The 18,701-nt window shown below is 33.1% G+C and carries 17 protein-coding genes; 14 read left to right on the forward strand and 3 right to left on the reverse strand.

What is annotated here, in order from left to right; genetic code table 11:
- Positions 1 to 36: 36 nt before the first annotated feature.
- Entirely contained in the window at positions 37 to 552 is a 516-nt protein-coding gene (locus M1R53_RS02165; RefSeq protein ID WP_106018051.1) for a flavin reductase, read from the reverse strand.
- Positions 553 to 667: 115 nt separating this feature from the next.
- Here M1R53_RS02165 and M1R53_RS02170 point away from each other — a divergent pair, with 115 nt between their 5' ends.
- From M1R53_RS02170 to M1R53_RS02185, 4 genes are read left to right on the forward strand one after another with little or no spacing between them, the layout of a single operon-like run.
- Positions 668 to 1,192, forward strand: coding sequence for a chromate transporter (locus M1R53_RS02170; RefSeq protein ID WP_019214942.1), 525 nt, complete (start codon positions 668 to 670; stop codon positions 1,190 to 1,192).
- A gap of 4 nt (positions 1,193 to 1,196) precedes the next feature.
- On the forward strand, positions 1,197 to 1,733 hold the full coding sequence (locus M1R53_RS02175; protein ID WP_249242911.1) for a chromate transporter: 537 nt from the start codon (positions 1,197 to 1,199) through the stop codon (positions 1,731 to 1,733).
- 9 nt (positions 1,734 to 1,742) lie between these two features.
- Positions 1,743 to 2,714: a phosphate acetyltransferase gene (gene pta / locus M1R53_RS02180; RefSeq protein ID WP_249242912.1), complete on the forward strand. Its 972-nt coding sequence runs from the start codon at positions 1,743 to 1,745 to the stop codon at positions 2,712 to 2,714.
- Complete coding sequence (locus tag M1R53_RS02185) at positions 2,714 to 3,199, forward strand: dihydrofolate reductase (protein WP_249242913.1); 486 nt, start codon at positions 2,714 to 2,716, stop codon at positions 3,197 to 3,199. Before pta ends, M1R53_RS02185 begins: the two co-directional genes overlap by 1 nt.
- 174 nt (positions 3,200 to 3,373) lie before the next feature.
- Here M1R53_RS02185 and M1R53_RS02190 read toward each other — a convergent pair whose 3' ends face one another.
- Positions 3,374 to 4,315, reverse strand: coding sequence for a hypothetical protein (locus tag M1R53_RS02190; RefSeq protein ID WP_249242914.1), 942 nt, complete (start codon positions 4,313 to 4,315; stop codon positions 3,374 to 3,376).
- A gap of 175 nt (positions 4,316 to 4,490) precedes the next feature.
- On the opposite strand from M1R53_RS02190, the gene M1R53_RS02195 reads away from it, so the two are divergent.
- Genes M1R53_RS02195 through M1R53_RS02210 form a run of 4 tightly spaced genes read left to right on the forward strand, consistent with a single transcriptional unit; the run spans position 4,491 to position 8,140 of the window.
- On the forward strand, positions 4,491 to 6,233 hold the full coding sequence (locus M1R53_RS02195) for a DUF262 domain-containing protein (protein ID WP_249242915.1): 1,743 nt from the start codon (positions 4,491 to 4,493) through the stop codon (positions 6,231 to 6,233).
- Between the two features lie 29 nt (positions 6,234 to 6,262).
- Positions 6,263 to 7,000, forward strand: a complete 738-nt coding sequence (locus M1R53_RS02200) for a carbon-nitrogen hydrolase family protein (RefSeq protein WP_249242916.1) — start codon at positions 6,263 to 6,265, stop codon at positions 6,998 to 7,000.
- Between the two features lie 11 nt (positions 7,001 to 7,011).
- A complete protein-coding gene (locus M1R53_RS02205) occupies positions 7,012 to 7,485 on the forward strand; it encodes a pyridoxamine 5'-phosphate oxidase family protein (RefSeq protein ID WP_249242917.1) in 474 nt (157 codons plus the stop codon).
- A gap of 4 nt (positions 7,486 to 7,489) precedes the next feature.
- The gene (locus M1R53_RS02210) at positions 7,490 to 8,140 is read left to right on the forward strand and encodes a DNA alkylation repair protein (RefSeq protein WP_249242918.1); all 651 of its coding nucleotides are present in this window, start codon (positions 7,490 to 7,492) and stop codon (positions 8,138 to 8,140) included.
- 46 nt (positions 8,141 to 8,186) lie between these two features.
- Here the strand turns inward: M1R53_RS02210 and M1R53_RS02215 are convergent, their stop codons facing one another.
- Positions 8,187 to 8,807: an MltG/YceG/YrrL family protein gene (locus M1R53_RS02215; RefSeq protein WP_249242919.1), complete on the reverse strand. Its 621-nt coding sequence runs from the start codon at positions 8,805 to 8,807 to the stop codon at positions 8,187 to 8,189.
- Between the two features lie 89 nt (positions 8,808 to 8,896).
- Here M1R53_RS02215 and M1R53_RS02220 point away from each other — a divergent pair, with 89 nt between their 5' ends.
- The 6 genes from M1R53_RS02220 to M1R53_RS02245 are packed head-to-tail and all read left to right on the forward strand — an operon-like array spanning position 8,897 to position 18,651.
- Positions 8,897 to 9,850 carry a pseudouridine synthase gene (locus M1R53_RS02220; protein ID WP_249242920.1) on the forward strand — a complete coding sequence of 318 codons (954 nt, stop codon included), beginning with the start codon at positions 8,897 to 8,899 and terminating at the stop codon, positions 9,848 to 9,850.
- Complete coding sequence (locus M1R53_RS02225) at positions 9,847 to 12,273, forward strand: PD-(D/E)XK nuclease family protein (protein WP_249242921.1); 2,427 nt, start codon at positions 9,847 to 9,849, stop codon at positions 12,271 to 12,273. Before M1R53_RS02220 ends, M1R53_RS02225 begins: the two co-directional genes overlap by 4 nt.
- Positions 12,273 to 15,200 (forward strand): UvrD-helicase domain-containing protein, encoded by a 2,928-nt coding sequence (locus tag M1R53_RS02230; RefSeq protein WP_249242922.1) that lies wholly within the window; start codon positions 12,273 to 12,275, stop codon positions 15,198 to 15,200. The genes M1R53_RS02225 and M1R53_RS02230 overlap by 1 nt, the downstream gene beginning before the upstream one ends.
- A 5-nt stretch (positions 15,201 to 15,205) precedes the next feature.
- Positions 15,206 to 15,895, forward strand: coding sequence for a response regulator transcription factor (locus M1R53_RS02235; protein ID WP_249242923.1), 690 nt, complete (start codon positions 15,206 to 15,208; stop codon positions 15,893 to 15,895).
- Positions 15,879 to 17,291, forward strand: coding sequence for a sensor histidine kinase (locus M1R53_RS02240; RefSeq protein WP_249242924.1), 1,413 nt, complete (start codon positions 15,879 to 15,881; stop codon positions 17,289 to 17,291). Before M1R53_RS02235 ends, M1R53_RS02240 begins: the two co-directional genes overlap by 17 nt.
- Positions 17,275 to 18,651: a hypothetical protein gene (locus tag M1R53_RS02245; protein ID WP_249242925.1), complete on the forward strand. Its 1,377-nt coding sequence runs from the start codon at positions 17,275 to 17,277 to the stop codon at positions 18,649 to 18,651. The genes M1R53_RS02240 and M1R53_RS02245 overlap by 17 nt, the downstream gene beginning before the upstream one ends.
- The last annotated feature ends 50 nt before the right edge of the window (positions 18,652 to 18,701 follow it).

Below are 18,701 nucleotides of genomic sequence, written 5' to 3' on the forward strand. Positions count from 1 at the left end.
TCAATCGATGCGCATAGCTCTTTTTATAATTATATTTTATTCTTCATTCACATAAGCCTTTACTATTTCACCTATATAAACATAGTGAAAATCACGCTCTGGGTAGTTTTTCTTAAGTATGGATTGATCGATGAAGCCTTCCTCGTGCAAAACGCCCTTATAAACTTTTCTGCATACCAAAACCATTTTAGCTTCTTTAAAATAAACGCTTTTATCGCTAAAAACAGGTGTTAGAGATGTTCTAGCAAGTTTATCTTCATTGCGGCCACTATGAGTACCTAGATATAATAAATCAGTTTTATAATAAGGATCAAAAAAACTTAATGTGTAGTAATCATTCTTGTCAACAAATTCCCTCGTATATCTTTGTGGCCTTAAGTAAATAACTGACGTTGGCATATCGCCGTTCCATATTGCACCCAAGTGACCCCACTGAGCAGTCATTGTGTTAAACGCCTTCTCATTACCGGCGCTAACAAGCATCCATTCCTTGCCAATCAGCGTCATCGGATTAAAATTTAATTCTTTAATATCAATAGCTTTTAAGCTCATACCATCACCCCTTAGATAAATTATATCACAAAGACTATAAATTTATTACTTAAAATTTACCTTGCGAGTCTAGAAAAATATGTCTCTTTGTGATATAATAGTTTTTGGTGAGTATATGAATTTTTTAATCAAAATATTTTTAGTGTTTTTCAAGATAGGCCTCTTTAGTTTCGGCGGAGGCTATGCTATGATGCCACTTTTTGAAAAAGAAATCATAAATGGTCTTCACTGGATAAGCTACTCAGATTTTATAGATATAGTTGCCATCGCACAAACAACACCTGGCCCATTCGCAGTTAACTCAGCAACTTTCATCGGCAATAAATTAGCAGGTTTTTTAGGAAGCGTTGTTGCTACACTTGGAGTGACACTACCAAGCTTTATTATAATGAGTATAATATTTTTAACAATAAATAAATTTAGAGAATCAAATGCTGTAAAAGTCTCAATCAGAGGTATAAGACCAGTTGTTTTAGCGCTTGTATTAGCAGCTGTTGTAACCATTGGCAAGGGAGCGATAATTGATTACAAATCAGTAATTATAGCGATAATTGCCTTCATACTAGTTAGAGTGAAAAAACTAAACCCAATACTTATCATGGCTATAGGTTTTGTGGTCGGCATATTTATTTATAGGTGATGAGATGAAGATACTTAATTTATTTATAACATTTTTTAAAATAGGTGCCTTCACCTTAGGAGGCGGCTTTCCCATGCTTCCAATTATCGAGCGTGAGATAGTTACTAAGAAAAAATTAATGACAGACGAAGAGTACATAGACTCGATAAGCCTTGCGCAAACAGCACCAGGACCTATCGCAGCAAACATTTCCATACTAGTTGGCTACAGAATATATGGCTTTTTAGGCGCACTCGCTGCATTTTTAGGCGCAGTTTTGCCAAGCTTTATCATAATACTAGTTATATCGCACTTTTTTATGGGCGTTCAAGATAATACTTATGTGCAAGCGGCCTTCAAAGGCGTTAGACCAGTCGTATGCGCACTAGTGTTTGCAGCACTTGTAGGCTTAGTTGAAAAGGCACATTTAAATAAATTTGAATACGCAATAAGCGCTTTAGCTTTTTTAATAGTAGTATTTTTAGATGTCAATCCCATCTTCGTAATTATTGGCGGAGTTGTGATTGCACTTAGCAAGGATAAATTTATCAAGAATAAATAGGAGGTTATTATGGATTTATTTGAAGAATTAAAAGTTGAAGTAAAAGAAAAACATCCATCAATTGTTTTTCCAGAAGGTGAAGATGAAAGAGTTTTAAAGGCTGCTTTCAGATTAAAAGAAGAAAATATTTTAGAACCAATAGTTCTAGGTAAGAGAAGTGAGGTAGAGGGGGCTGCTAAAGCTATAGGCAAAGACCTAGCTAATATCAATTTCATCGACCCAGCTGAAGCTAAGGACATAGATGAGATGGCTCAAACATTTTTTGAAAGAAGAAAGGGTAAGATTACTTTAGAAGACGCTAAAGCATTACTTCTAAAGGACGTTAACTATTTCGGAACTATCTTAGTATATATGAAAAAGGCAGATGGACTTGTATCAGGCGCTGCACATGCAACAAGCGATACAGTTAGACCTGCACTTCAAATCATTAAGATGAAGGAAGGATACAAAAAAACTTCAGGCGTATTCGTAATGGTTAAAGGCGCTGAAAGATACATCTTCGCTGACTGCGCTATCAACATAGCACCTGACTCAAACGATATCGCAGAAACAGCAATTCTTTCAAACATGACAGCAAAGAGCTTTGGCGTTGATCCAAAGATAGCTCTACTAAGCTTCTCAACAAAGGGCAGCGCTAAATCAGATGAAACAGAAAAAGTTATAAATGCACTTGAAATAGTTAAAGAAAGAGATGCATCCATCGCTGTAGATGGTGAGCTTCAATTTGACGCAGCTTTTGTACCAACAGTTGCTGAAAAGAAGGCAAAAGGCTCAGCTATCGCAGGTCATGCTAATGTATTTATATTCCCATCACTAGAAGCAGGTAACATTGGTTACAAGATTGCTCAAAGACTTGGCGGATACGATGCTATAGGACCTATACTTCAAGGATTAAACAGCCCAGTTAACGATTTATCAAGAGGCTGTAACTCAGACGACGTTTACAAACTAGCTCTAATCACAGCAAAACAAGCAATATAATGATACTCGTAATGGCAGTCGACGCCAAATGGGCGATTGGCTACAAAGGGGACATGCTTACACGGATACCCGAGGACTTAAAGCGCTTTAAAGAGATGACCATGGGCGGAGTTTTACTCATGGGCAGAAAAACTTTTGACGCGACAGGCGCGCTTCCTGGCAGAGAAACTATTATCGTCTCGCGCTCACTCAAAGATGTGGATGGCGCTCACATTGCCCATGACCTTGACGAGTTAAAAAAGATTATAAAAGAAAAATTTTCTGACAAGAAAATATTTTTAGTTGGCGGAGCAAGTCTCATCGATCAGCTCATAGGCGAGGTGGACGAGGCAGAAATAACTTTTATCAAAAAAGATTTCAAGCCTTATGATACTGTTATGAGAAACTTGGATGAGGATGAAGCATTTGAGTTAGTTCAAACGAGCGAAGAACATACTTATCAAGATATGAAATTTGAGTATCGAAAGTATATTAGAAAGAAATAAAATTATCAATATAAACCCTCTTTACTAAATAAGTAGAGAGGGTTTTATTTTGCATATAGATTATTTACGAAGTGCATATTATTTAAAATAATTTATTAAAAAGTCACTTCTTATTTTGAATTATATAAAAAACTCTCAAGTATTACACTTAAGAGTTTTGATGAGAAATCTTAATTATCTACGATAAGTAAGATTGTATATGTTCATATCTTCATCGTAAAAAAAGTCATAATAAAGTATTGGTTTAGTAGCATCGCCCAAATACTTAATTAGTATCTCGATAGCTTTGCCTTGCATACTTTTATCAGCAAAAACATCCTTTGCTTCTTTTTCTGCAATATTAATTTGAGGCTTTGAGGAATTGCTATTTAATGAATCGATATCATTAAGAATCATATCATATAGATTTTTAATGTCTTCTTCTTTTGCACCTACATTACCAAAGTATGCTTTGAATGCTTCGTAGTCTTTAGACTTGACTGTGCCAATGACCTCAAGCGATTTATTTATAAATGCCTTGTATTTTTCTTTTAGCTCATCTTGATTTTCTTCAAAGTCTGCCGTACTTAGCTGGAAACTTATAAGCTGATTAGCAATATTTCTTGCAAGATTAAAATATATCTTTTTCTTTTCGCCTTGGCATAGCGCTTGGTAGATGTAAGCCTTGCTACCATCTCCATCTTGACCTGACTCCATTGATACCTTTTCAATCTTTACAATATCGCCAGAGATTTCTAGCGGCTTTAGCGCCTCTATAATTAGATTTGGATCTTTATCTACCGCAGTTTTTGCACTGCCGGCTAGGCTTGACTTTATCTTGTCAATATCCTTAGAACAAAGCAGTTTAACATTTTTTTCTATCCACTCTTTATCATTATCAGTCATTTCAACTTGCCATACAGTATCTTTGACTAGACTATCGTCATTTGCTTCATCATTTAAGCTTTCTTCAGATGTTTCATTTTTTTCGGTACTTGAGCTAGCTTCTTTTTTATCTTCACTCGCTATCTTTGTTTCACTATTTGTTTTAGCTTTGTCATTAGGCTTATCACTTGAGCAGGATGCGCAGATAAGCAACATAATAGTTAAGCTCATACATAAAAAAATTTTTTTCATAGATTTACACCTCCTATGATTGATTCATTATACATATATATTGTAAAGAAAAAGGCTAAAATATATTAATTAAGTGTAAAATTCATATATATATTTTTTATCTGCTCCTTATGGGGCAGATTTTTTATGTTTTAAGCCTTATTTATGATATAATTAATAAAAAGGGGGTCATCTTATGTCAAAATTAAACATTGATCAAAAGACTATTAAAGATTTATTTTCTGATAAAAAGAGCGATTTTTTAATACCTGATTATCAAAGGCCATACGCATGGGAAGAAAGTGAATGCCAAACTTTATGGGATGATATATTTGCATTTTCATTTCCTGATGGTAACGCCGATAATTTTGATTCAGAGAATGATGAATATTTTTTAGGCCCTATAGTTACCTTTAAGAATCAAGATACTGGCAAGAGTGAAATTATTGATGGTCAACAAAGAATTACTACGCTAATGTTATTATTGAGAGCGTTTTATGTAAAGCTTTTAAATATGAAGGATAATAATACTATTAAGACTAGAGATGCGATTGCTTCATGTATTTGGAAGGCTGATGAATTTGACAACCCTGATAAGACAAGACTAAAAATAGATTCTGAAGTCGCATCTGATGATGACAAGGAAGAATTTTATTATATCTTAATAAATGGAGAAGTAAAGAAAGATATGAAAAGCCGTTATGCAAATGCATTTAGGTTCTTTGAAGAAAAGATTCAAGTATTTTTAAACGAATTTCCATCTTATTTTGCCTTTTTACCAAATAGAGTTTTGAAAAATTGTATATTGCTTCCTATTGAGGCTGAGTCGCAAGATACAGCTCTGAGGATATTTTCAACATTAAATGACAGAGGAAAGTCACTATCTGATACAGACATATTTAAAGCTCAATTTTATAAATATTATGCATCAAAATCTGAGAAAGATGATTTTATTGCTAGATGGAAGGATCTTGAAACTTTATCTGAAAAGATTTTTAGTTCTCAATCAGGATCTGCCATGGATGAATTATTTACCGAGTACATGTATTATTTAAGAGCTAAACAAGGTATAAAATTATCTACAACAGAAGCTTTAAGAAAGTTTTTTGAGAAAAATAATTATTCGCTTCTTAAAAATGATGAAGCGCTTAATGATTTAGAAAAACTTGCAGATTTTTGGAGCGCGATAGAAACTCAAGATGAAGCCTTTTCTGAAAGGGTTTTAAAACAATTATTCATTTTAAATTACGCTCCAAATGGCATGTGGAGATACTTTCTTTCGGTTTATTATATGTCAAGAGGCGTTGATATAGTTAATTTGGATGAGGAAAAGCTTTATAATTTTTTAAATAAGACTATAGCGTTTATTTGGTCATATAATTTTATACGTCCAGGTGTCAATGCTCTTAGAACGCCTATTTATCCAGAGATGGTTAATCTTGTGAACGGAGAAGAAATTGATTTTAGAGAGTATTTATTTGATAAAAATGAACTTGAAACGAATATTAAAAGCTTTACTTATACAAATGGTAGACCAATTACAAAGTCAATGCTTGCTTGGTGGCTGTATCAAAATCCAGAGCAGAGCCTTATTAGTTTAGGGGAAAAACTTGAGGTGGAACATATATTTTCACGCAAGAGGCAAGAGATTGAAAATTCATTGTCACATAAAAATATTTTGGAAAAGTTAGGTAATAAAGCTTTATTAGAAAAAAATATAAATATAAGAGCCGCTGATTATCGTTTAGAAGATAAGAAAAAATATTATGAAGGATATACGAACGATAAGAATGTCAAAAAACATGGCACTAAAAACAAAGATTTATTAAACATTTCTAAAAACTATAAAAAATTTGATGAGGATGAAATTTTATCTAGAACTAATGATATATTTAGGGAATTTATAGACTTTGTCAGAAAACAAGACTTATTGAAATAGTGATAGTTAAATAAAAAGGGGGTCATATTATGAAAATCAATCTTATGTCTTTAGCGTTTAAGACTAAGGACCTTGAACATAACAAAAACATTATTATAAAATCTATGCGCGAATATGCTCAAAAGGCGGATCTACTTGTTTTTGGTGAGTCTTTTTTACATGGTTTTGAGGCTCTGTCTTGGGATTATGAAAAGGACAAGGCGATTGCCATAGATATAAATGATGATATTATTAATGAAATAAAAATTGCTGCGAAGGAAAATTCTATCGCTGTTAGCTTTGGCATGATTGAAAAATCTGATGACGCTCTTTATTCATCGATGATCACCATTGGCAAAACTGGCGAGATAATGGACGTTTTTAGACGCGTATCTGATGGTTGGAAAGAGCCAATTGCGGGACATCAATACAAGGAAGGCGATGGTTTTCACGCTTTTGATTTTGATGATAAAAAAATTCTAGTCGGCATCTGCGGTGATTTTTGGCACGATGAACTTATTCAAAAAGCGGCTGATATTGAAAAGGATTTAGTTCTTTGGCCTGTTTATACTGATTTCGAGCCGCGTGTTTGGAATGAAGAAGAAAAGTTTGAGTATGCAGTGCAAGCCGAGAAATTAAAATCACCTGTACTATATGTGAATTCTGTTTGCTACGATTTTGATGAGCCATACATATCTAAGGGCGGCGCTTGTTATTTTGATGGTGGCAAAATTATTAAAGAGGTGCCATCGGGCGCTGAAGCGGTACTTAAAATTGAAATTAATTAAGGAGGAAAATTATGAGAAGAGCAGATAGAGAAGTTACGGATATAAATGAAATACTTAGAATAATGAAAGACTGCGACGATGTAGTTCTTGCCTTTAACGATGAGAGCTCGCCATATATCTTAGCTGTTAATTTTGGCGTGAGCGAAGCCCAAGGCGAAATCACTTTATTCATTCACGGAGCAAGAGAAGGAAAGAAGTATGATTATTTAAAAGATGGCGCTGCTGTGAGCTTTCAAATGAGTGCAAATCATAAGCTTATTATGGACAAAGAGCGCGGCTACTGCACTATGAATTACGAATCAATTATAGGCAGGGGCGAAGTTTATGAAATTAATGATTATGACGAAAAAGAGGCGGCACTTGAAGTTTTAGTGCAAAAGTATCATATTCCGAGCGAAAAATTTGTTTATGCAAGAGCTGCTATACCTAGAACGCGTGTATTTAAAATTTGCGTGAAAGAATTAACATGCAAGGCAAAGGCATAAAATTATGATTTATAAAGATGTACTTTTTGAGCTAAAAGAAAATTCTGATGCAAAGTACAAGGATTTTATAGCTAAGCTCGTTCCAAATATTAATAAAGATACTATCATTGGTGTACGCATGGGAGCTTTAAGGCGTCTTTCTAAAAAAATCAAAAAAACTTGCAGTATTGAAATTTTTAACGAGGCAAAATTTTATTATAGAGAGGAAAAACTTTTATATGCGCTTTGCATATTTAAGATGAGTAGAAGCTTTGATGAAGCTATGGACACGCTTGATAAGTTTCTTCCATACATCGATAATTGGGAAGTAACGGACTTAATCGCAGGTGAAATAATTATTGATGAAGCGCATCGCGAAGAGATTTTTCAAAAGGCACTAAGCTATGTGCACAGTGAAGATGAATACAGCATTCGCCTTGGACTAGTTATATTAAATAAAAAATTTAATGACGAGGCTCACATAGAAAAAATTTTAGATGCAATAAAAATAATTAAGATTAATACCTATTATGTAAATATGGCGGCGGCGTGGCTACTTTGTGAAATTTATTTCAAAAATAAGGATAAGATAAATAAATATTTATCAAGTGCAAGTCTTAATGAAGATATAAAAAAGATGACTCAGCAAAAAATTCGTGAGTCACTCAAAAAATAATATATATTATATAGAAGAAGCCAGAGAATTATCTCTGGCTTTTATCTTATTTCTTAATTTGTGCGATAATCTTAACGACATCATCAAGGCTTGCTCCCTTATTTATTGTGAACTTACCTGATTTTAATTTTGTATCAAGTTTTAGCTCAACGCACTTGTTTACAAAGTCTGTTGCGCTTGATACAACGCCTTGTTGCTCAAGTATCTTACCTATCTCACCTGGTAAAGACTTAGCAGGTATATTAACCTCAACTGTTCCTGTTTGAACTGGCTTTTCTTCTGCCTTTTCAGCAGGTTTTTCCTCAGCTGGCTTTTCTTCAGTATCTTTTGCATCGCCTGCTGTTTCAACAGGAGCTTCTTCATCAGCTGGTTTTTTCTCTCCAGCTGTTTCTGCAGGAGCTTCACTATCTGCACCTTCTTTAACTTTTTCCCCGTTGTCTTCGTTAGTAGCTTCGTTATCTTGGTCGCCGTCTATATTTTCAACCACTTTATTATCTTCGTTATTATTCTCAATGTTTTTAGTTAGAGTTGAGTTAGCACCGTTGTTAACAAACAAGATGTCAAGTCTCCAACTGATTATGCATACAACAGCTATGATTACTATGAGCATGATTATGTAATCAATCGAGTTATACAAAAAGTCTTTAAATTTTTCCCAAAAATTCATTATTACACCTCTTATTATTAAACTTTCTTTTTTTTATACTTTGTATTATAATTATATCATATATTATAGAAAAATAAAAGGTGAAAATGATGAAAGAGATAAAAATTAATGAAAATGATAATGATCAAAGACTTGATCGCTTCTTAGTGAAATTTTTTCCAAATGCGACAAAGTCCTTTCTCATGAAAATGCTTAGAAAGAAAAATATAGTTTTAAACGGCAAAAAAGCGAGCGGTGACGAGAGGATTTTAACTGGCGACGTGATAAAAGTATTTTTCTCAGACGAAACTTTTGAAAAATTTAGCGAAGCGCCAAAAAAGTTTAACCCAAATATCATTGATTTGAATATAGTTTATGAGGACGAAAACATTGCCATCATTGATAAGGATGAAGGCGTCTTAAGTCACGCTACTAAGGAAGGCTTTGAGAAAAATGTTGTCGATAGCTTTATAAAGTATCTTATAGACAAGAAAGAATTCTCTCCACGTAATGAAAATACTTTTAGGCCAGCCCTTGCCAATAGGCTTGATAGGAACACTAAAGGCCTTTTGATTGGCTGTAAAAATTACGAAGCGCTTAAAGAGATGACTAAGCTTATTAAAGATAGAAAGATAAATAAATATTACAAAACTATTGTCAAAGGAAAATTTGATGTTGACGAAACTTTTGAAGTGAATTATGAAAAGAACGAAAAGAAAAATATGATGAAGCTATCTGATGACGGCTCTGAGATGATAACTCATTTTAAGTCCATTTACATGAAAAATAATTTTACTGAGCTCGAGGTACTTTTATTAACGGGTAAGACTCATCAAATACGTTTTCACCTAAAAACTTTAAAGCATCCAATTGTTGGCGATAGAAAGTACGGAGATGCCGCTATTAACGCAAGACTTGCAAATATAATAAATAATCAGCTTTTATATTCATATAAAATTTCTTTTCCAGAGCTAGATGGATTTTTTAATTATTTATCCAATAAAGAATTTTATGCGCATAACTGGGCTACTTACGATAAAGTCAAGGAGGTTTTGCTCAAGTGATATCCGTATATGAAATAAAGAAAGACGCTGCGAACCTCTTTAGCGCCATGCAAATGGATGAGGGCGGCAAAATATTAATTATAACAAAAAACACTGAGTATAAAGACTTTATTGTTCAAGAGGGTTTGAAAAATCTTGGAATGCTCCTAAACACAAGCGTTTTAAGCATAGATGAATTTTATTTAAGATATGCCAAGGGAAGCTACAAATTTTTATCTGATTTAAGCATGCGCCTTATAATTAAAAAAATTATTGAGATGAATAAAAGCGAGATGGAATTTTTATCTTATCCGTCGTATATGGATTTAATTTTCGAAGCGATTAAGGACGCTAGCAAAAAAGATATTGATTTAATTGTGCATGGCGGCGAATACAAGAAAATTTACGAAGACTACGAGTCTTTAATCAAGGAGGGTGGCTATCTTGGCATGAACGATACTGCTGAGCTTGACCCTTTAAAGATAAAAAATGCAGACGCCATATACTTTATTGGCTTTAATGAAATAAATAAAAAGCTAAGTTATTTGATTGATATGGCAAAGAAACTTGATAAAAAAACTAAAATTTTCATTGAAGAAGACTTTGCTTCAGATGATCTAATGGCTTATTTAAAAGAAAATGCTGATGAAGTTCATCTTGATGAGGATAATAGTGGCTATTTTGAAAAATTAGCAAAAAAATTATTTAATGAAGAAATTATTGATACAGATGGAATAAATTTTGTGCGTGCAGACTCAGTTGAGGCTGAGCTTGACTACGCTTTGACCGATATAAAAGAAAAAGTTTTAAAAGAAGGCTACGCTTATGGCGATGCACTCATCTATCTTATGGATAAATCAGAAGAAAGATCTCTTACTGAAATGCTTAATTCTTATGAGATACCCATAAATAAAAACAGCGTATTTAATCTTAAAGATATAGTTTGGCAAGAAAAACTTTATGCTGATATATTGGCAAATGAGTTTGAGACAAACGGTGTAACTCTTTTAGAAATGATAAATAAATACACAGCTGATGAGATGCTTTTAGATAAATTTGAAAAAATAATTGCAGCAATTGAAGAGATTTATGGCAAAACAATTAGCAATGAAAAGTGGATAGATTTATTAAAGATAGCTTTTAAATATGAAGTCTATAGAGAAAAAGACAGAGTGCCTTTTGGCGTATCTATATACACAGCTGATTTTGACACGCTTAGGCATTATAAACTAATCTACATAGTCGGAGCAAATATGGACAATTTTCCAAAGACCATGAGCGAAAACTTTTTGCTTGACAATATTTATAATGAGATTGGCTACGATAAAAGCGAGTACATGTCAAAGCTGTCGAAGAATTTGATGAAAAAACTGATTAAGGCGACTGATGAAAAGCTCACTATATCGTACTCAGCGAAGACTTTGTCTGATTCGGATCAAGGCGCTTCGTCTTTATTTAATGAGTTTTATATATTTGATGAAGAGAATAAAATTAATAAATGGATTGTACTTGATAGTCTTAATTCGATTAAAAAAAGCACTTCGCTTGCTACAAATCCTGAGCAAAAGAAATATATAGAAGCTTACAAAGGATTAAGCAAAACTAAATATCCTGATTACGACGAGATAAATAAGCTTAGAAATGAAGGCGAAGCATCAAAATACAACGGAAAGTTTGAAAATTATTCTACCATGGCAAAGGTTGATGAATTTTTGAATAATGGTTTTAGCGTTTCTTTCTTAGGTGCTTATGACACTTGTCCGTACTCTGCTCTTTTAGGCTACATCTACTGTATAGAGCCGGCTGAGGTCGATATGAAGGCAAGAAACATTGGCACTTACATGCATAAAGTTTTAGAAATTTATTATAGTAATTTTATTGGTAAAAAAGTTATATACGATGAGGCTCTGCTTGAAAAAACTATGGAATTAATCAAAAAGACTAACGAATATGCCGATGTTTATGGTTTTGAGCTTGAAAATATCGAGACATATATAAAAGATTTTATTATTTATGATGAAGAAAGAATGAAAAAATCAAACTATGTTGTTAAAGAGCTTGAGAAAAAAATAAAAATTTATGTCGATGGCTATGAAATTAGAGGAAAGATAGATAGGGTCGACGAGGATACTTTATCTGGAAAACTTTTATTAATCGATTATAAAAAAAGCTCTAGCACAAAGACACATGATTCGCAGCTCATCTCTTATTCCTTATATTACAAGCCAAGTGGCGTAGATATAGATGCAGCCTTTATAGGCATATCCAAATTTGATGATCAAATAGAAACTATGGCGCCAATACAAGATGACGCTGAAGAAGTTATTAGTGAGATAATATCAGGCGTGAAGAGCTATAATTTCCCTATAATCAAGAGCGGAAAGAAAAGTGATTGTCCTGCGTTTTGTGAGTTTAAAAATATTTGTAAGAGGGGGAGAGAGTGATGAAATTAAATGAAAAGCAAGCTTTGGCTGCTAATACCATAGATAAAAACGTTTTACTCGATGCCTCTGCAGGTACTGGAAAAACTACTGTCCTTGTCAATAGATATGTAAACATCTTAGACAAGGGGAAATTTGACGGAATAAAAAATGAGGATGTACTTTCTTCGGTAGTGGCTATAACATTTACAAAGAAGGCAAGTAATGAGCTTAAAGAAAGAATCTCAAAACTTATTTATGAAAAAGCAAAAACAGATGAAAGATTTAAAGCTTATTATAATAATATGCCTTTCGCAAGCATTTCGACCGTGCATCAATTTGCACTAAAGATGCTTAAATCACTGCCTTTGCTTGCAAAGATCGATCCGCGCGCCAAGGTAGCTGAAGAGGATGAGGCAAAATTATTACTTGATAGAGCGATAAGAGAAGCACTTGAAGAAAAAAATTATGATGATTTTTTTAAGGCGCTTGGAAAAAATTATGACGATGATTTTGTCTCTAGTCTTAATGCTATTGCAAATAAAACTATGGGCATGGATATAGCTAAATTATGCGATAACACAAAAGCTTTTCTTAAAGAAATAAACAACGAAGAAAAGATAAATGAAGCCATTAATACTATGCTAAATACAATCGCTGAGGTGAAGGGCAAATTAACAGATAGAGCTACTTTATTTAAAATGATTAAAAAGCATGAGGCCGCCTTAAATAATTTAAAGAACAATGGCGTAAGTGATAGCGATATTAATCTTATAAAGATTTTTGCTTATGAGATAGGACAAAATAAAAAATTAGAAGATAAGTACGATATCATTACAAATAGCGCAATTTATATACTCAGCGCACTTGAGATAGCTAAGCTAGACTATTATGATGAATTTTTTAATTTGCTTGAGTCTATTCACGAAAAATATAAAAGCATTAAAAAAGAAGAAGCGGTTCTTGATTTTAATGACCTAGAGATATTATTTAGAAATTTATTAAAGCAAAGAGAGCTACGCGAATTTATCAAATCAAAAATTAGCTACATCATGGTTGATGAATTTCAAGATACATCGCCTATACAAAAAGAAATTTATTATTTATTAAATGATATACTTGGCAAAAACAGACTTTTCGTCGTTGGTGATTTTAAGCAGTCAATATATGCATTTAGAGGAGCTGACGTGAGTCTATATAACTCAGTTAGAGAAGATTTTGAGAAAGATGATAAAAATTCCACTTGTATATTGATGAACGATAATTATAGGACTGGTAAAGAAATTATTTCAAGTGTAAATAAGCTATTTAATGCTAAAATGCCAGGCTATGTAGATCTTGAAGCAAAGGGAGATATTGTAAATAGTGAAGTTAAAATAATTAATTATATAAAGGACAGAGAAAGGGACGATGAGGCGCGAGCTATAGCAAATGAAATTATTGATTTGCACGAGAAGGGAGAGGCTTTTAAGGATATAGTTATACTAGTTCGTAACAATAACAGCTCAGAAGCCATAGAAAAGATGCTAAAGTTTGTGAATATCCCTGTTTATAACAATGCGAGCATATCGCTTAACTCAAGAGACGAGATTGAAGATATATATAATTTTATTCATTATTTAAGATATGAAGATGAACTTTCATTGATTGCGCTTTTAAGAAGCAGCGTCTACGCGCTCGATGATGACGAGATTTTCACGATTAAAGATAGAGATGAGTTTAAAAATTATAAAGAAGAACTAAATTTATATATATCGATGAAAGATGATGAAAGACTTGATGAAGTCATTAAGACTTTTATCAAAAATACTAATTACACCGAAAAAATTTTGCATAGAAATAGAGCTCCACAAGCTTATGCCAATATCCGCAGTTTTATAAATAAAATTTCTACTTATTATGACAGTGGCATTACAAATTTTGAAAATATTGCCGATGCTCTGCTTGCATCAAGAAATAGAAGTGCATCAGAGGCATCATATATCAGTGAAAATGATGATTTAGTGAGAATAATGACCATTCACAAGGCAAAGGGTCTTGAAGCAAAAGTAGTTATATGCGCAAAAACAAATTTTAGAAAGAATTTTGACAACGGTTTTGCAAAACTATCTGGAGACAAAATATTTTTAAGATTCAAAGATCTTTATGCAAATTTTAAATCTTCTCAAGAAGAAGATAATCTTCTTGATGAAGAAGAAAAGAAAAGAAATCTTTATGTTATGTTAACAAGAGCTAAAGAAAAGCTAATTATATTCAAATCTAAGGGCAGTGCTGGATTTACGCTACTTCTTGAGGGCATGGATGGCAAATATGAAGAAGCAAATATTGAAGAGAGAGTGCTTGAAGCAAAAAAATTAGATATAGAAGAGTCAATGGATGATCTCATTACTAAAGAAAAGCTTCAGTGGCAAAGCTTATATGCACCGCTACCATCTAGGGCTGCCTACGCTTATGACTTTAATTCCAACAGCTTTAAGGTGTATGATGACGAGAGAGATATTTTAGAAGAGGGTAGCGATAGAAAATCTCTTGGATCTGCTGCTCACAGATTTTGTGAGGCTTATGAGGGAAAAAACTTTGATGAGATTTTAAATGAATCAGCCGAAAGCTATAAACTTAGTGAAAAAGAAAAAGAACTACTAAATATATGCGCAAAAAATTATGAAAAGTTTTACAAAACAGTTACAAATGCAAAAACATATAAGGAATTCGAGTATTATTACATTAAAGATGATATAATATACACAGGAGTTATTGATAGATTAGATGAATACGAAGATCATGTAGAAATAATTGACTACAAGGTCACTAGCCTTGATGAAGATACTGTGAAAAATATTTATAAAACGCAGATGAAAATGTATGTGGATGCTGTAAAAAATATTTTCAAAAAAGAGGCGAAAGCAAAAATATTTATTCTATCAAGAGATAAATTAATCGATATGGAGTAGATTATATGAGTTACAGAGTACTTTTAGTCGAAGACGAAGCGGCTATACGCAAATTTGTTAAGATAAACTTAGTTAAGGAGGGCTACATCGTTAGTGATTTTCCAAGCGCAGAAGAGGCTCTCGAAGCGTGCAAAGAGGAAAGTTTCGATATAGCAGTTCTTGATATAATGCTTGAAAAGATGGATGGAGTCACACTTCTTAAGATACTTAGGGAAGTTTATCCAAACATGGCAATAATTATGCTAACTGCAAAGAGCGAAGACATTGACAAGATAAATGCTTTTGAATCAGGCGCTGATGATTACTTGTCAAAACCATTCAACCCGAAGGAATTAATTTTAAGAATTAAATCAATCAGCAGAAGGCTCATCGCTGATAAAAAAGAAGAAAAAGAAATTGTTCTAGGCAAGTTTAAGCTGGATTTGAATTTAAAAGATTTTTATCTTGATGATGAGCTTATTGAGCTAACACCAACTGAGTTTGGCATAATCAAATATTTAATCGAAAATGCTAATAAGCTTGTAAAGAGAAAAGAAATTGTCAAAACAGTTTGGGGCTACGATTATCTTATGGATACAAAGCTAGTTGATGTCAATATATCAAGGCTTAGAAAAAAGATAGAGAAGGATCCATCAAATCCTGAGCATCTAAAAACTATTTGGGGAGAGGGATTTACTTTTGAATACAAGGAATAGCTTAAAGAAGAGCTTGATGCAAAATTTCATCTTGCTTGTCTTTATTTCGCTTGTGCTTATAAATATTTTCTCGTCTTACATGTTCAAAAGATTTTATTATAATCAAACTATTAAAAATGCTAAGGATACCTTGAATATGTATGTTGATTACGATAGAAAATTTTATGGTTTTACAAGCAATGATAAAATAAAGGAAGCAATTAATCAGCATCCAAACCTCTTCTATAACAATATTGATCAAAGGCTCGAAATTTTGGACACGGATGGCACAGTGCTATTTGATTCGGAAGGCTATAAGTACACAACGGCTCCTGAGATGGAGGCTCTTATTAAGAACGGCAGCGCGACTTGGATAGGACGCGATGCGGCATCTGGCGAGAGGGTATTAACTGTTAGTACAGCTGTTAAACATAAAGATGAGCCTATATATTATTTAAGATTATTTTTCGGCTTAGGGCAAGTTGATGAATTTACTAGCAAACTATCTATCATCATAGCGGCAATAAGCCTTTTAGTCTTGCTTGTTTGTATTTTTATTTCAAATTTTGTAAGTGATTCAATTGTAAATCCAATAAAATATTTAACAAGGATAGCCATGCGCATGTCGAAAGGTAATTATAAAGAAAAATCAAAGCTTGAATTAAAAAATGAAATAGGAGCTCTATCTAACGCGATGAACACGCTATCTGACGAGATAATCAAGCATGATGAGTTAAAGAATGAATTCATCGCCAATATTTCGCATGAGTTAAGAACGCCTCTTACATCGTTAACTGGCTGGGCATATACACTTAAAGATGGAGGCCTTGATCAAGAGACGACAGAGCTTGCTCATGATATATTAATTAGTGAGAGCGAAAGACTTAGCTCACTTTTGGAAGAGCTTCTTGATTTTTCAAGACTCATCTCAGGAAAAATTTCTCTTAACAAAGATTATTTCGATTTAAAAATATGCGTTGAAAACATCACTAAGCAAGTATTTCCAAAGCTTGAGAAGAATAAAGAGACGATTGAGCTTAATGTTTCACCAGCTTCATATATTTATTATGGCGATGAGAACAGAATTAAGCAGGTCATGATAAATTTACTTGATAACGCGGTTAAATTTAATAAAGAGCGAGGTCTTATCACTGTTAATCTTTATCAAGATAAGGATAATTTCTTCATCGATGTTATTGACCAAGGTGTTGGCATTGATGACGATGAAATTAAATACATTTTCGAAAAGTTTTATGCGGGCAAAAAATCTAAATCACATACGGGTATTGGTCTTGCCATAGTTAAGGAGATAGTCACGCTTCACAAAGGAAGCGTTGAAATTGAGTCGAAGCCGGGAGAAGGCACTAAATTTACGGTAAGATTAGCTAAGGAGCTTAAAGATGAAAAAAATTCTTAGTTTTATCTCACTTATCATAATCATAATGACATTAGCTTCGTGCTCACCAAAAAAAAATATATCAAATCCAGACCTATATGGCGTTTGGCAAGTAAAAGAGATAAAAGATGTTGAAGAAAAACAAAAAGAGGTCGATGCTGCACTTAGAGTTGATGACTACATCTACATAAGTGAAGATGACTACATCATAGGTAACGACGTAATTAAAGGGGCAGATGTAAAATATAGAAAAGTATCTTTAAAAGATTATCTTTTCTTTAATTATAAGATAGAGCTAAATAATATTGATGGCGCAGATGCTGATGTTTACTCGATTTATGAAAATGGCAATTTTAGATACGACCTCATCATTAACGATGGCAAAATGATGATTAAACTTGGCAAATATCTTTACACGCTAACAAAAACTGATAAAAAACTTGACGAGATGCATCTTAAGGAGCTAGTTACACTTGTTGAAAGCACTCAAGACCTTGAAGGAGAAGTCATAGATGAAAATATCGGATTTTTGATGGGCGTGAGAGAAGATAACGGAGGTACTTATAAGTACAAAACCATATACATGCAGCCATATAAGGGCGAGGCATACGAGCTTGATTATTTATTAGTGCCAAGGCGCGACGGATTTGCAAGGATTGAAAATGTTAGCATTGACAAGGACGGCGTATATCAAGAGGACTTTTTAGTTATCAATGACCATGTCAATACTTTTAAATCTATAATTTTATATGATGCCGAAAAAGAAAAGAAACTTGATAGACTAAGAAAAATTTTATTCGTTGGCAATGATTATTTTTCTTACGAAATAGAGTCAAAATTTAATGACAACGGAGATATAGGTGTATATTTTCTTGATAATTACAGTCAAAACAACAAAGCCTCTCTACGTGAGTTAATTGAAGATGACGAAGCAGACAATACCAAGACCTATAGCATGGATGAGTTTAAAAATATTTTAAATGACGAAAGAAATTTAGCTGTTGAGAGAAACAACGGTTACTGGATACTTAAGAAGAGGGACTATGATATTAATCATCCTAGACTTTATAAGGATAGTTATGTTATGAAGAGGCCAAATAAAAATCTTGTGCGCTTTGATGAGCTTTATTTTAATTACGAAAGTCTTAAAGAAAAATTCCCTAAGCTTAAGGATGCCTTCAGTGCGCCTAACAAATCCATGGTCATGATATATAAGGACAAAACTTTCTCTGCCTATGAAGTTTTTAAAGATCATATATATGATGAAATCTTTTCGATAGATTTAAATTCAAATATAATTATGAATGAGTGGGCACTTGGTCAATACGGTGACATGTGGAAGGAAAAATTTATCTCGCTTGGTGCAAAAAAGATAAAATAATTAGGCTTGCAAATAGAGTCTGTATGTAGTATAATTAGTAATCATGGCGA

Source organism: Fenollaria massiliensis (assembly GCF_023347705.1).
GTDB classification, from domain to species: domain Bacteria; phylum Bacillota; class Clostridia; order Tissierellales; family Peptoniphilaceae; genus Fenollaria; species Fenollaria massiliensis.